Source organism: Caldicellulosiruptor morganii, from assembly GCF_026810225.1.
GTDB lineage: Bacteria > Bacillota > Thermoanaerobacteria > Caldicellulosiruptorales > Caldicellulosiruptoraceae > Caldicellulosiruptor > Caldicellulosiruptor morganii.
Genome location: NZ_CP113865.1, coordinates 1,306,225 through 1,320,694 on the forward strand (window position 1 = coordinate 1,306,225; position 14,470 = coordinate 1,320,694).

The 14,470-nt window shown below is 32.8% G+C and carries 15 protein-coding genes; all 15 read right to left on the bottom strand.

What is annotated here, in order from left to right:
• Positions 1-97 precede the first annotated feature (97 nt).
• Complete coding sequence (locus OTK00_RS06360) at positions 98-1,303, bottom strand: hypothetical protein (RefSeq protein ID WP_045169521.1); 1,206 nt, start codon at positions 1,301-1,303, stop codon at positions 98-100.
• A gap of 340 nt (positions 1,304-1,643) precedes the next feature.
• Entirely contained in the window at positions 1,644-2,927 is a 1,284-nt protein-coding gene (locus OTK00_RS06365) for a hypothetical protein (protein WP_241765489.1), read from the bottom strand.
• Between the two features lie 282 nt (positions 2,928-3,209).
• Entirely contained in the window at positions 3,210-4,295 is a 1,086-nt protein-coding gene (aroB, locus tag OTK00_RS06370) for a 3-dehydroquinate synthase (RefSeq protein ID WP_045169522.1), read from the bottom strand.
• A 78-nt stretch (positions 4,296-4,373) separates the two neighbouring features.
• Positions 4,374-7,136 carry an isoleucine--tRNA ligase gene (gene ileS / locus OTK00_RS06375; protein WP_045169523.1) on the bottom strand — a complete coding sequence of 921 codons (2,763 nt, stop codon included), beginning with the start codon at positions 7,134-7,136 and terminating at the stop codon, positions 4,374-4,376.
• A 27-nt stretch (positions 7,137-7,163) separates the two neighbouring features.
• A complete protein-coding gene (locus OTK00_RS06380; RefSeq protein ID WP_045169524.1) occupies positions 7,164-7,625 on the bottom strand; it encodes a DivIVA domain-containing protein in 462 nt (153 codons plus the stop codon).
• 26 nt (positions 7,626-7,651) lie between these two features.
• Positions 7,652-8,422, bottom strand: a complete 771-nt coding sequence (locus OTK00_RS06385) for a YlmH family RNA-binding protein (RefSeq protein WP_045169526.1) — start codon at positions 8,420-8,422, stop codon at positions 7,652-7,654.
• A gap of 31 nt (positions 8,423-8,453) precedes the next feature.
• Positions 8,454-8,729, bottom strand: a complete 276-nt coding sequence (locus OTK00_RS06390; protein ID WP_045169527.1) for a YggT family protein — start codon at positions 8,727-8,729, stop codon at positions 8,454-8,456.
• A 31-nt stretch (positions 8,730-8,760) separates the two neighbouring features.
• Positions 8,761-9,198, bottom strand: a complete 438-nt coding sequence (locus OTK00_RS06395) for a cell division protein SepF (protein WP_045169528.1) — start codon at positions 9,196-9,198, stop codon at positions 8,761-8,763.
• 13 nt (positions 9,199-9,211) lie between these two features.
• Positions 9,212-9,913 carry a YggS family pyridoxal phosphate-dependent enzyme gene (locus OTK00_RS06400; RefSeq protein WP_045169529.1) on the bottom strand — a complete coding sequence of 234 codons (702 nt, stop codon included), beginning with the start codon at positions 9,911-9,913 and terminating at the stop codon, positions 9,212-9,214.
• A gap of 16 nt (positions 9,914-9,929) precedes the next feature.
• Positions 9,930-11,081 (bottom strand): endonuclease Q family protein, encoded by a 1,152-nt coding sequence (locus OTK00_RS06405; protein WP_045169530.1) that lies wholly within the window; start codon positions 11,079-11,081, stop codon positions 9,930-9,932.
• Between the two features lie 3 nt (positions 11,082-11,084).
• Complete coding sequence (locus OTK00_RS06410; RefSeq protein ID WP_045169531.1) at positions 11,085-11,630, bottom strand: NUDIX domain-containing protein; 546 nt, start codon at positions 11,628-11,630, stop codon at positions 11,085-11,087.
• Between the two features lie 4 nt (positions 11,631-11,634).
• The gene (locus OTK00_RS06415) at positions 11,635-12,693 is read right to left on the bottom strand and encodes a DUF3866 family protein (protein ID WP_045169532.1); all 1,059 of its coding nucleotides are present in this window, start codon (positions 12,691-12,693) and stop codon (positions 11,635-11,637) included.
• A 30-nt stretch (positions 12,694-12,723) separates the two neighbouring features.
• Complete coding sequence (gene rnhA, locus OTK00_RS06420) at positions 12,724-13,161, bottom strand: ribonuclease HI (RefSeq protein WP_045169533.1); 438 nt, start codon at positions 13,159-13,161, stop codon at positions 12,724-12,726.
• A 15-nt stretch (positions 13,162-13,176) separates the two neighbouring features.
• Entirely contained in the window at positions 13,177-13,959 is a 783-nt protein-coding gene (gene proC / locus OTK00_RS06425; protein ID WP_045169534.1) for a pyrroline-5-carboxylate reductase, read from the bottom strand.
• Between the two features lie 262 nt (positions 13,960-14,221).
• Positions 14,222-14,419, bottom strand: a complete 198-nt coding sequence (locus OTK00_RS06430; protein WP_045169535.1) for a hypothetical protein — start codon at positions 14,417-14,419, stop codon at positions 14,222-14,224.
• Between the last annotated feature and the right edge of the window lie 51 nt (positions 14,420-14,470).

Consider the following 14,470-nt stretch of genomic DNA (forward strand, 5'->3'; position numbering starts at 1 on the left):
AAAATAAGCCAAAACACGATAAAATCAATTTCTCAGAAGAAATGCTGTTACCTGTAAAAAAACAAGTGAAAAAAAAAGAATGACTTATTAGCCATCTCTAATATATTTTGAGGATATCATAGCTTACCAAGCTCCCCTTAACTTTGAGTAACAGAATCACTTTTTTATTTTTTATCTTGTAGATTGAACATCCTTCCTCACCCGAAAAGTACCCACTTTTATCAGTAAAATATATTCCATCTGAGCTAATTACAGGCCAGTAGACATTTATATCTTCTGGATTCTGGTTTATATATTCTAAACCTTTACTTTTGATATTTAATAGCACCAATTTTGTTCTAAAAGGGTCCTTAATATTTGAATAGTCACCAAATTGCTTGTATTCCGGATTCCCCTGTGAGAAAATAAATTTATCTTCTGAAAAAGAGCAAACAGGCGGATTACATAGCCCTGTATTTTTCGTAAACTCTGTTACATTCCCTGTTAACACATCAGCAACTGAAACCCAAATATATGCTGGATCAGCAGGAGTTGAAGTACTGATAGCAACATATCTGCTATCCCTGCTCCATGCAACAGAGTAAATAATTCTGTAAACATTGTCAACTGGCATATCCCCAAATCTTTCAGAAAGTAGCTTCTTTTTACTGTTTTTGTTTAGGTCAATCACAACTAGAGATGTGGCAGCATCATTTTCTTTGTTATCCATCTCACCACAGGCAATATACTTTCCGTTCGGTGAAAGAACTGGCCAGCAAAATAAGCCTCTTGCAATTTGTTTCAGTGAAAAAGTATGTATTTTGTTTTTTGAAATATACTCTGATTTTAAAAGATATAATTTTTTTTCAGTGGCAATAACAAATTCATTTGTCTTTTTATTAGCACTGATATATCTTATCATCTCTGGCATTCGTTTTCTATAAACTTCTCTTTTTGTTTTATAATCAACTAAAATTAACTCTTTTAAGTCATTGCCACAGTAAGCTACCTGATTTTTTCCCCATGCAAATAAGCGTACTGAAAAATAATCTAAACCCTTTATTCTATTACGGCTTATTTTGACCTTGAAAAGCAAATCTTCTTTGCCACTGTTATGCCATAATTTCCCATAAAATAACGCAAAATAATCTCCATTTTCAGTCTTATCAAACCTTTCGATATAACCTATCTGTTCTGAAGTATTTTTTATTAGAGTATTTATAACAAAACAAATTATACCTATAATTATTAAGCATATAGAAACATATATAAAAGCATTTAACTTTCCTCTTTTTTTAACCCACATACTTAATTTTAACTTCATATATATTCCTCCAACGATAGTCTTATCAACTCGATTATAAATTAATAGGGCGAATACGGTTGATAACCATTATTAACTAACTCATTAAATTGATATACCATAGATAAGATATTTATCAATCTTATTTTACATTTGTAATCACATCTATATTATACATATGTAAAATTTGTTTGTCAATAAGTTTTAAAAGAGTTTCAGATTATGTTTGTTAATTTTGTTTGTTAATTTTATAATTGTATTGCTCATATTTTATAAAAAAACAAAAAAACTGAAGCTGTTTCTTTTTACAGCTTCAGTTATCTCAATCAAATAACACTGTTGATTTACAATTGCTGGTTATTTACTTCAAAATTAAATACTCACTATATTTTTCATTAGTATTGTTTTTAAAATAACTTCTTATGAATAAATTGGTAGAAGGATTTTCAGAGTAAAGCATGATATAATTAGAATATCCTTTTTGCGGTTTTAAATAAGGAATCCTGTAATATTTTAAATCATTTAATGAAAATATATAAATACCATCTTTCAAGTAGTTACCATACCAAGACAAATATCCTCCTGAAATATATGGATCTGCAAATGTAATCATATTTGAATTTTTCACCGAATACAACTCAGGGTAAACTATTATTTTCCATCTAATTGGTGTTTTTGATATATCACATAAAACTATTTGATCTTGAGAACTTATGCCATTTATATGGCGAAGAGCAATAATATAATTTTTATAAATTCTTGGCATTACAAGTTCGTTATTAGGAGAGATTTTTGTTTTTATCTTCTTCTTGATATTATATAAATATATTTCTCCACTTTCTGTCCTCATTGTATGAGTTTCGGTAATATTGGATATACACCAAACTATATTATCGCCATAAATAGATGGAGGATATATTAACCAATTTTCTTTTTCAGGTATTTTTTCAATTATAGAATATTTTTTTGTTTTCAAATCAAATAACTTTACAACTAAATAGATAATTCCTTTCTTATCCTTTTCATAGTTTAAGTAAACAACTTTGCCATTGTGGGCAAATATATCTCTCCACATAACATTTGCCTTGGCTTTCATATCGTCATTGGCCGAAATACTTGTTTCGCTACATTTATCAATAAAGTAGATAGTATTTGTACTAATATCATATGCATATAACCTCCAGTTACAACTTTGATATAAATACCCTTTTCTTCTTTCTCCTTCTATCCAATAAAAATATCTTCCATCAAAATTTTCAGCAATGCTCAGAAAGTTTTTTTCAGTAATTTTGTATATCAACTTTTTATAGTTTCTCTTGAAGTCTTTAATAAAATATGCATCTTCGTTGTTAGAAAGTCCAATAAATCTATCTGGGTCAATAGTAAAAATCAAATTTTCATCTGTATTCTTTTTAAATGTTTTCAAAAGAATATTATTAAAGTTTCCTTCGTTTTTAGGTAAATATTCAAAAAAGTCTTTAGCATAAACTATTTGCAAAAGCAGCTGACAAAGTAAAAAAGATATGACAAAAACAAAAGTAATGAGGTGTGTCTTTTCTGCCGATTTCGGTAATTTTAGTAAATCATGCATTTTCCCTTTTACTTTAATTTTATTTCTGTTGGCTTTAACAAATCTTTTTTTCATTTTCAAATGACTCTCCTTCTACAAATGTAATTACATAATATATTTTACAATAGTAATAATTGGCTTGTAAAGATTGTTTTAAGAATTTTTTTGAGAATCTCTATATAAAAAGATTCAAGTTTAAACATGTTTCTTTTATTCACCTATGCAGCAAATTAGCAGAAATTAGTTAATATCAATACATAAAAAGCTCCCTTTCTTGGCATTTATTTTTCAAAATTTTTTAAGCTATATAGCCAAGACAAGGGAGCTTCTTCTTGACTTTGTCAGACTGAGACAATTTTAAGAAAAAACAATTTTTTCAAACCTTCCAAGTGCTTCATATAAAATGTCTTCATTAACTTCACAACCCAAAATATAATCGCACACATCTTTTAATAAAACCATCCTTATAGAAGCATTTATGTTCTTCTTATCATGTTTCATAATAGAGATAATCTGGTTCTTATCAAACTTTTGAGGAAGTTTTATGTTATTTTTTTTCAAAATTGTTACTAAAAAATCTGCGTTTGACAAATCAAAATCAAATATCATATTTGAAAGTATCATCTCAGCAATCATTCCCAAAATAACAAATATCCCATGAGAAAAATGGTAATTGTAATAGGTCTCCAATGCATGACCCACTGTGTGTCCAAAATTCAAAACCTCTCGCAAGAGTGATTCTTTTTCATCCTTTTCAACAATTTTAACTTTACAGTTAATGGATTTTTTTATCAATTGCATGGCAAGCACTCTATCTTGAAATATCTCAAAAGCATCTTTTTCAAATCTTTCTTTCATATCCAATATGCTTCTGTCCAGAATAAATCCATATTTTATTATCTCGCCTAAACCAGATAAAATCTCGCTTTTCGGTAATGTTTTTAAAAATTCAGGACAAATTATTATCATTTCAGGCTGGTAAAACGTCCCGATTTGGTTCTTATAGGATTTATAATTAATCCCTGTTTTTCCGCCAATGCTGCTGTCAACCATTGAAAGAAGAGTTGTTGGAATGTGTATTAGCCTTACACCCCTCTTGTATGTAGAGGCAACAAATCCAACTACATCACCAACAACACCACCACCAATTGCAACAAACAATGCTCTTCTATCTATATTTTTTTCTAAAAGATCATCAACGGCTTTTAGATAGGATTCTGCCGATTTTGATTCCTCACCTTCGTCAAAAAGGTAAATATGATCGTGTTTTATGTTTGCAATAAAATCTTTATAAAGTGAATAGACAACCTTATCCGAAAATATTACAAGATTTGTATAGCTAAAAGAGGCAATAAACTCTGCAATTTCTTCTGCCTTTTCAGCAAATATAATCGGAATATTCTTTTCTTCCCTTTTTAAATTTAAATAAATCCTATCTTCCATCCTACCCATCCTTTTTGGCTGATTTTTAAAATAAAAGACAAGCCGGCATTTTGAATTACCGGCTCATCTTTTTTAACTTTATTTACCTTTTACAACTTCGTAACACCTTGGACATACATTTAAACCTCCTGCATTCTTTCCAACCATTGTATCAAATTTCCAACATCTTTCACATTTTGCACCTTCGGCCTTGTACACTTCTACTTTAATCTCTTCGCTATCACTTTCTGCTATTTCCATCTGAGATATAATTAAAACCTCTTCTAAAATATTTTTGTTTTCCTCCAAGAACTTTTTCTGTTCGCCTTGCGCAAGAATTTTCACTTTTGCATCCAGCGAACTTCCAATGAGCTTTTCATTCCTTGCAATTTCCAACTGCTTTGCAACAATATCTTTGATATCAATAATCTTTTCCCATTTTTCTTTAAGTTTTTCATCATTAAGAACTTGCTCATCTACCTTCGGCCAGTCTGTTAAGAAAACTGACTCGGCATTGTTTTCTTTATACTTCATAAACTGCCATATCTCTTCTGCTGTAAAGGACAAAATTGGTGCAATTAATTTTGTCAAAGCAACAAGAATTTCATACATAACAGTCTGAGCAGCTCTTCTGTCAGCTGAAGCACTGTTTGATGCATAAAGCCTATCCTTATTTATGTCAAGATATAGATTGCTCATATCAACAACACAGAAATTATGAATCAAATGATATACCTGATTGTAGTCATATTCCTCGTATGCTTTGGTGACCTTTTCAATTAAGATATTGAGTCTTTGCAATGCCCATCTGTCAATCTCTTTTAAATTATCATACGAAACTCTATCAGTAGCCGGATTGAAATCATACAAGTTCCCCAGTAAAAACCTTGCCGTATTTCTAATTTTTCTATAGATTTCTGTCAGCTGCTTTATAATCTCCCTTGAAATTCTCATATCCGTGGTATAGTCAGCAGATACACACCACAGTCTTAATATGTCCGCTCCAAATTCATTTATTATATCAAGCGGTGAAATTACATTTCCTTCAGACTTTGACATTTTCCTGCCTTCGCCATCAACTACAAAACCATGCGTCAAGACAATCTTATATGGAGCTCTTCCTTTAGTCGCAACAGCTGTTAAAAGTGAAGATTGGAACCATCCTCTGTACTGATCATTCCCTTCCAGGTACATGTCACATGGCCACTCTAAATCTTCCCTGCTCTCAAGAACATATGCATGTGAAGATCCAGAGTCAAACCAAACGTCCATAATGTCAGTCTCTTTTTCAAATTCCTCACAGCCACAGCCTGGACACCTAATACCTGCTGGCAGAAGTTCCTTTACATCTTTTGAAAACCATGCATCAGAACCTTCTCTTTCAAATATCTTTGCAATATGGTCAATCGTCTCGTCTGTGATAAGCTCTTTTCTGCAATTTTTGCAGTAAAATATTGGAATTGGCACGCCCCAGATTCTCTGCCTTGAAATACACCAATCCTGCCTGTCTGCAATCATGTTATATATTCTGTCTCGTCCCCACTCGGGCACCCACTTAACATCATCTACAGCCTTCAGTGCTTCTTCTCTAAATCCTTTTACAGACGCAAACCATTGTTCGGTTGCTCTGAATATAATAGGATTTTTACATCTCCAGCAGTGAGGATATTGGTGGGTTATCTTCTCAACACCCAGGAGATGTCCCGAAGCTTCCAGTTCTCTGGCAATTTCTTTATTTGAATCTTCATAAAAAAGTCCCGCAAATTTTCCGGCTTCTTGAGTCAAATATCCTTTATTATCAACTGGTACAATCACAGGAATATTATACCTCTGACACACTTCAAAGTCCTCTTCACCATGTCCCGGTGCTGTGTGAACACAACCAGTTCCTGCTTCAAGTGTAACATGCTCGCCCAGAATTACCAGTGAGGTTCTATTCAAAAACGGATGTTTGCATTTCATATATTCTAACTCTTTACCTTTAAACCTTGCAATCTCATTATAATGCTCAATTTTATTTGTTTTCATTACTCTTTCTACAAGCTCGGAAGCCATAATTAATATCTCATTACCAGTATCAACCAAGCTGTAATCAAAATCAGCATTTAAAGCAATTGCAAGATTACCCGGGAGTGTCCAGGTGGTAGTTGTCCAGATTACAATATAAACCTTTTTGCCTTTTAAATCTAACTTCGCAAACAATCCCCTGTCATCTATTACCTCAAATTTAACATAGATTGAATATGTCCTGTCTTCCTGATACTCTATCTCTGCTTCTGCAAGCGCAGTTTCACACGATGGACACCAGTAAACAGGTTTTAATCCCTTATAAATATAACCTTTTTTTGCCATTTTACCAAAAACACGAATTTGTCTTGCCTCAAACTTGGGGTCCAGTGTCATGTAAGGATTTTCCCATTCACCAAAAACACCCAATCGCTTGAACTGCTGTCTTTGAATATCAATATAGTTAAGAGCAAACTCTTTACATTTTCTTCTAAATTCTATGGCATCTATTTCATGTCTGTTGACACCAAGCTGCTTTATAACCTGCTGCTCAATTGGAAGCCCGTGAGTGTCCCATCCGGGAATATAAGGTGTATAGTAACCTTGCAGAGCTTTGTACTTATTCACAATATCCTTTAAAACCTTGTTAAGAGCATGTCCCAAATGAATATCTCCATTTGCATAAGGTGGTCCATCATGCAATATAAATTTCTTAGCATCTTTATTTTTCTTTAGCATTTTCTTAAAAATTTGCTTCTCTTCCCAAAACTTTAAAAACTCCGGTTCGCGCTGTGCAAGATTTGCTCTCATTGGAAAATCAGTTTTTGGTAAGTTTAATGTTTGACTCCAATCCATCTTTTGTTTCATCCCCCTGCAAAATAATTAGTCATTCTGTAGTTCTTTATCTACCATTTCAAGTGCACTGAGTTCAGTTTGTAGCAAGTTCCTAAATTTATTTAAAAAAAGCTGATACCTTTTTTTGAGTTCGCCATACTCATATGTGATTTGCAACACCTTACTGTTTGCCTCTTCAATCATTTTTGAAGCCTTCATTTCAGCTTCTTTTATTAAAGCTTCTGCCTTTTGGTAAGCCACTTTCTTTATCTCCTCAGCTGTCGACTGAGCGACAATTAAGGTGTTCTGCAATGTTTCCTCAATTGTCTTGTAATTCTGAATATTTTCATTAAGCAGTGCTATTTTGTCTTTAAGCTCCAAATTTTCTTTGTACAGAGCTTCATAATCCTTCAATACCTGTTCGAGAAACTCTTCTACCTCTTCAACACTGTAACCGCCAATATATACCCTTTTAAAGGTCTTAGACTCAATATCTTGGGGAGTTAGCATAAAAGTTTTACCTCCAGAATACAGAATTATGAAAATCTCAAAACTTCAATAGAAATTCTTCCCTTTTTTGTAGTTGTCAATACCTTTTCTATTTTTAATCTACCATGATGTCTTACAGAAATTAAATCACCTTCTTTAACTTCATATGAAGGCTTATCAATATACATCCAGTTTACAGCAACTTTAAACTGCCTAACAAGAGCATTTGCCTCTTCTCTTGAAATACCAAAAGCATGGCTGACAATAGCGTCAACTCTCATGGAAGGAACACTGCATACAATTTTTTTGCCACTATTCTGTATAAATTGTGAGATATCCAATTCATCCTTGTTGACAGTTTCTATTTTTACTCTATCTTTCCCTATCCTGTTTATGTGTGTAGCAATAAAAAAACTTACTTCCTCTTTAACAAAAACTAAAGCCCTGTGTTCTTTTACCAGTATATCACCAATCTTGTCACGTTTGAGTCCCTGACCTATAAATGTTCCCAAAATTTGTCTGTGAGAAAGCATTGTATCTGATTCAACTAAAATTATTTCGATCGGAAAATGAGAAGAATCTACTTTATCTGAGTAAATTGCGTCAAAAATTGCCAAAACTTTTCTCTCAGCCTCTTCATACCCGCCCCATGCCTGATAGAATACATGCTGGCTTTCATCCTTTAAAATCACATCAGTGATGTATCTTTGCGCAAAAGGAGAAAGAAAATCTGAGTATTCAATATTCCCGTAACATCTTTCCAATAGATTCTTAACTTTCAGGATTTCAAACTTGTTCTCCTCAGGAATGTAGTACATCTTCTTTATACAACTCCATTTAAATGCTATGTTATATCAGTATTGCATAAACTACCCATAACAGTTTTCTTGCAATCTCAAGTAAAATTATTGCAATCAGGGGTGAAAAATCAATAAACCCTGTTCTGATGTATCTAAACAAAATCGATCTTATAGGTTCAAGTATAGGATTTACAATCATACCAAGTACTCTTCTGTATTTGTTGTAGGGGTCATGAATTACCCATGATAAAATTGCATCCACAAAAATACAGAATTCAACAAACGCAAAAGCTTTATCAGCAAGACCAAATATTAATCTTAACATTCATATCCTCCAACAAGCAGGTAATTTATTTCTATTTCAGCCAGGCAAATACTCCCTTTGCCCTAAATTCTTCTTTTAACTGCTCATCCACCTCTAAATCAATGCTCCTTGGAACAACCACAAATATCTTCTTGCTCACTTTATGAATCTTTGCATCAAGAACATAAACAGCCCCGCTAACAAAGTCAATGATTCTTTGAATATGTTCCTCAGCCACCTGCTCTAAATTGAATACCACTATCTTGTTCTCTCTCAGTGCATCACAAACCTTTACAACCTCATCAAAAAGTTTAAGGTTATAAACTGTAACTTCTGTCTGGCTCGCCTTCCCTATTGTTACAACCTTGGGTGTTTCATGTTTTGGCTTTACATTTTCTTCTTTTGGTTTTGTACCTTCTTGCGGTCTGTCCTCATCCTCAATTTCAATTCCAATCAGATTTAAAATCTTTCTTTGAAGGTTATCAAACATAACCAAAACCTCCTTAAATTTTTGGTCTTTCACCAAATAGTTTTGTTCCTATCCTAACCAAAGTGGCACCTTCCTCGATTGCCACTTCAAAGTCATTGCTCATGCCCATTGATAATTCTTCAATTTTAACATTATTATAATTTAATTTTTTATAATTTTCAAAGATTTCTTTCATCTTTCGAAAATACTGCCTTAGCTTTTTTTCATCTTCCTCAATGGGCGGAATGGTCATAAAACCTTTTAGAATAACATGCTTACATTCACAAATCCTCTCTATCAGTACTTCTATATTATCCGGTAAAACTCCTCCTTTAGAAATTTCACCACCTATGTTTACTTCTATCAAAACATCTATCTTCCTGTCTTCTTTTGAACATCTTTTTTCCAATTCCTGAATTTGCTCTACTTTTTCTATTGAATGAATTAGCAACACCTTGTCGTAGATATACTTAATTTTGTTTGTCTGAAGTCTTCCAATAAAATGCCATTCCAGATGCGGAAGTTCATTATACTTTGGTAAAAATTCCTGAACGCGGTTTTCGCCAAAAATCTTTACACCAAATTCATTCGCAAGTTTGATTGTCCTGACATCTACACCTTTTGTTGCACCAAGTAACTTTACTTCGCTTGTTTTCCTTCCACTTCTCAAACAAGCTTTTTCAATTCGTTCTTGAATTTCCTCAATATTTTTCTTTAATTTTTCAGCATCTATCATAAACTCTCACCCATTTTCATTCAAATCTAATTTTTCCAAAATAACCACCCGCACCAAATTCTATACTGTATTGTCCTCTGAGGTACTTGTCCAATTTTCTCCAAATTCCCTCACCAACAAGAGATTTGAGATTTTCATAATCCTGACCTTTATTTAAAGCTTTTACAAAGTTCACTTCTGTTTTAAAAGACTCTATTATCTTTTCTCGTGTCCTTTTCCCAAATCCTTCAACCAGCTCAAAAGGAAATGTATAAAAATATGGCGGTTTTTTGCTTCTAATATCTGTCTTTTTAAGCATGTGGATTCTATCTTCAACTCCCGGCACTACAGTGGTCTTTCCACAAAGAGGACAAACAAACCGCTCCTGTTCAAGATTAAATGAATGATTACAACTTTTACAGTATGATTTGTGATATTTACCAAGTTTAGGATTCACACCATAATTTGCAACCAGCCCGTTTTCTTTTATACTCTCCAATACTTTATCCGTAGTTAGATGCGGAATTTCAATTTCATTAAATTCTCTTGCAATATTTCTCAGAGAATGTGCATCAGAGTTTGACAATAGAGTTCTTGTTTGTACATCAAAAACGTCTTGAACCATATAAGAATCAGCCGAGAGTCCAAGCTCAATTGTATAAATTTCAAGTGTTTTAAAGACCTCGTCGATTCCAGAAGCTGCAGAATAAAAACCTTTATAGGGCGTAAACGAATGGGCTGGTACCACAAAAAGATCAAAGTCCTTTGCAATTTTTTCAAAATCTTCAATATTCCCTTTAAAAACAGGACAACTAAAATTAAGCTGATTGAAATACTTTTTATTTTGTATTTTGAATTCTTTCAGCTTATCAATGCTTTCAAAATAAATAAGACAGTGAAAATCTTTTTGATTATATCTCAGTTCAATTTCAGCAGCAGGAATAATTAAAAGATCTTCGAAATATAAGTTGTTATCCTTGAATAATATTTTACCACAGTCAATAAGAGATTCTATTTCAAAAAGTACATCATCACACAAAAAATCGACAATTCCAACTACATGCAAACCCTTTTCATTTTTTGACACCCTTAAAATATTTTCTATTGTAAGATCCTTAGAAGAGGGTATTTTTATGTACCTTTGGTTTGAAAAGCCTATATGCACATGAAGGTCAGCATAAACTCTCATTTTTTATATCCATTCTCCTCTAAGATACATCTTTGCAAGAAGTAGCCCAATGATTGTCTTTGCATCTTTAATCTCACCATTTTTAACCATTTTAATGGCATCATCCAGGCCAACTTTAAAAACTTCAACAAATTCATCAATGTCTGTGTGTGAACTGCCCTGTTCAAGTCCTCTTGCTAAATACACATGTATAACCTCATTTGAAAATCCGGGAGTTGTATATATTTCTGTAAGTTTTACAAACTCTTTAGCACTATAACCTGTTTCTTCTTCAAGTTCTCTTTTTGCACACTCAAGTGGTTCTTCATCTTTGTCCAGCTTGCCTGCCGGAAGTTCTACTATAACCTTCTCAATTGGTTTTCTAAACTGCCTTATCAAAATTACATTCTCTTCATCATCGACCGGAACAACAACCGCTGCGCCTGAATGAACAACAATCGCTCTGTGCGAAGTTTTGCCATCTGGAAGTAAGACCTTATCTACTTTTAAACTAATAAAAGAACCATCATAAATAATTTGAGACTCCAAAGTTTTTTCATAAAGCTCCATCTTTTTATTTCATCTCCCTGTGTAACTTTTTTAAAATGTACTCTGCTGTTGCAAAAAGCTGCAAAAAGTATTCACTGTCTTCTTCAAATCCTCTTTCCATTGTTTTTAGCAAGAGTTTGTATTTTTCGATTATATTATCGTCTATTCTTTCTATAGGCGTTAATATATGCTTTGTTCTATAGTTATTCAAAATCTTAAAAACCTGAGTGTAAAAAATCCTGTCTTCAAACTGATAAATTGGAATCTCCACAGACGAATTCACATAACTTAGTATTGTAAGAGAATGATGACTCACCATTTTGTGTCTTTCTCTTTTTTCACTTTTAGAAACTCTTACAGGAAAAATAATTCTTCCTCCAAACCTTGATATGTCTTCTATAACACTGACAGCTTTATATGCACTAAATCCAAATTTGGTTCCTGTCCCGACAACTCCAGGAAGTGGAGATATTATTGCTACCTGAGTATCTAAACTTTTGGAAAATATAAGAGAGTTTATCTCGTTTATACACTCAAAATCACCGTTAAATGCTTCTTGACATGTTATTACATAGTCAATAAAATGGTTTTCTTTTAAAAAGAATAAATTATGTGAAAGTTTCGCGTTCAGCATCCCCCAGTCATTTATTATTACAGAAACTTTTATGTCTCTGTCACGCTCTTTAAGATACAAACAGATTGGCATCAACATACTGTGAAGTTCACATACCACAATAATCAAATCGTTAAAATCAGGTATCCTGTTGAAAAGCTCCGGGTTTTTTTCCTCCTCTGTTAGTACCGAAAATTGCAAAGGAGTGTATCTGAGTTTCATAATATGCCCCTTTGTGTGATTGGAAAATGGGGTAGTCGGAAGTATATAATCATAACCACCTGTTCCAAGTTTTAATTTTCTTGCTGTTACATTGACCAGCACATCCTGTCCAACAACCACCTTTTTGTTTATATCCAAAAGATTAATTGCCTTAGATACATCTTTATCATCAAATTCAACTTCAACAACCTGGTAGTCTTTTGTAACCTCGCATTCTCTTTTTACAATTCCCCTTTTTAACTCAAACACCCTTTGTATCTTCCCCTTTTTTTTATAAAATCATTTCCTCTCCTTAATCATGTCTCTTGCAATCTTATCACAAAGGTTATTTAACTCGTCAAAACTGTGTCCCTTTACCTTTTCAAATTTCACTTTGTGTATTTTGATAAGATCAATCAATTCCTTCCACAAATCAATATTTTTTACCTCTTCTTTTTCTGATGTTTTCCAGTTGTTCTTCTGCCACTTTTCAATCCGATTTTGATTGATAGCATTTACAACATATGCAGAGTCAGTATAAACTGTTACTTTACAGGGTTCCTTCAGAGCTTTTAACCCTTCAATTATGGCTTTAAGTTCCATCCTGTTATTTGTAGTATTTTCCTCAAAACCTTTTAACACCTTCTTGATACCTTTGTAAATTAATATAGCACACCATCCACCCGGGCCCGGGTTTTTACTGCAAGCCCCGTCTGTATATATAGAAACCTCTTTCATGTTTCTTTACCACACCTATAAAATACTTTTAGACCTTTCATATGCTTTAACAATTCCATCAATAATAGCACCCTTCAAAGCTCTCCTCTCAAATTCCACAAGTCCTTCAATTGTAGTACCACCCGGTGATGTAACCATATCCTTTATTTGGTGCGTAGTTAACATATTATTTTTCATGTTAACTATCGTGCCATAAAAAAGTTTTAAAACAAGGTCATAGCTTTCCTGTTTAGAAAAACCAAGTTTTACTGCTGCATCTATATAGCTTTCTATAAAATGCGCAACAAAAGCCGGACCACTTCCAAAAAGGGCTGTTATTGCATCTATGGATTTTTCTTCTACTACTATAACCTTGCCCATACTCTCAAAGAGTTCTTTTATTTTTTCTTTTTCTGAATCCACAATGCTTTCTGAAAAACACATTCCTAAAATACCCTCTTCAACGCTTATATTTACATTTGGCATGACCCTCACAATCTTTTTTTCTCCAATCATATCCTTTATTCTGTCAATGGAAATACCTGCTGCAATGGATACAATAATCTTATTATCCACAAGACCTTTTATCTTTTTCAATACGTTGAATATATCCTTGGGTTTTACTGCAATTATTATTATATCACAGCTTAAAACAACTTCACTTTCACTCATCAATATGGTTGCTCCATAAAGATTATTAAACTTCTCTGCCTTCAGGATATCCACATCGTAACAGAAGATCTGATGTTTTTGTCTTTTTGTTATCGAATATACAATTGAATTTGCCATATTGCCACAGCCAATTACTCCTATATTCATTATTCAAATCACCTCATAATAAGTTGTTTTATATTAGAAAGTTTGATCACACCAAAGATAAAAAGAAAGATTGTGTAAACTACAATACAGCAAATTATAAGAAGACTTCCCTGCAATACAAAAGAGCATTTAATGAAAATCCTGAGTATTACTTTTCCTACAGTAACCATTATAACACTTGAAGCTCCAATGTAAAACAATTTATTGATATTTAAAACATTTATATTCTGGTTTTTTAGCTCCAAGAAATTAATAATAAAGGCTATTGTATAGCTAAAGAAAAACCTGTCATGCTAAATGTCAGAATAGTAGTGTAAATGGGATAGGGTAGCTGATATAACCCTATCCCATAATCTCCAACGAGATTTATTAGCGGTACTTTTAAGAAAACACCTACAAACTTTGCAAAAATTGAGCCTATTGCCAGGATAGCAGCAGAATATACTAATCCTTTCTTCATGCAATTCCCAAAAAATTTGAGATTCTATTAATAAGTTTATGTATAATCTTT

Coding starts and splice junctions, on each gene's coding strand:
- ileS (WP_045169523.1), bottom strand. CDS start 7,136: ATGGATTGGAGTCAAACATTAAACTTACCAAAAACTGATTTTCCAATG.
- OTK00_RS06400 (WP_045169529.1), bottom strand. CDS start 9,913: ATGATAGATGCTGAAAAATTAAAGAAAAATATTGAGGAAATTCAAGAA.
- proC (WP_045169534.1), bottom strand. CDS start 13,959: ATGAATATAGGAGTAATTGGCTGTGGCAATATGGCAAATTCAATTGTA.
- OTK00_RS06365 (WP_241765489.1), bottom strand. CDS start 2,927: ATGAAAAAAAGATTTGTTAAAGCCAACAGAAATAAAATTAAAGTAAAA.
- OTK00_RS06380 (WP_045169524.1), bottom strand. CDS start 7,625: ATGCTAACTCCCCAAGATATTGAGTCTAAGACCTTTAAAAGGGTATAT.
- OTK00_RS06385 (WP_045169526.1), bottom strand. CDS start 8,422: ATGTACTACATTCCTGAGGAGAACAAGTTTGAAATCCTGAAAGTTAAG.
- OTK00_RS06390 (WP_045169527.1), bottom strand. CDS start 8,729: ATGTTAAGATTAATATTTGGTCTTGCTGATAAAGCTTTTGCGTTTGTT.
- OTK00_RS06405 (WP_045169530.1), bottom strand. CDS start 11,081: ATGAGAGTTTATGCTGACCTTCATGTGCATATAGGCTTTTCAAACCAA.
- OTK00_RS06360 (WP_045169521.1), bottom strand. CDS start 1,303: ATGAAGTTAAAATTAAGTATGTGGGTTAAAAAAAGAGGAAAGTTAAAT.
- rnhA (WP_045169533.1), bottom strand. CDS start 13,161: ATGAAAGAGGTTTCTATATATACAGACGGGGCTTGCAGTAAAAACCCG.
- OTK00_RS06395 (WP_045169528.1), bottom strand. CDS start 9,198: ATGTTTGATAACCTTCAAAGAAAGATTTTAAATCTGATTGGAATTGAA.
- OTK00_RS06410 (WP_045169531.1), bottom strand. CDS start 11,630: ATGGAGCTTTATGAAAAAACTTTGGAGTCTCAAATTATTTATGATGGT.
- aroB (WP_045169522.1), bottom strand. CDS start 4,295: ATGGAAGATAGGATTTATTTAAATTTAAAAAGGGAAGAAAAGAATATT.
- OTK00_RS06430 (WP_045169535.1), bottom strand. CDS start 14,419: ATGAAGAAAGGATTAGTATATTCTGCTGCTATCCTGGCAATAGGCTCA.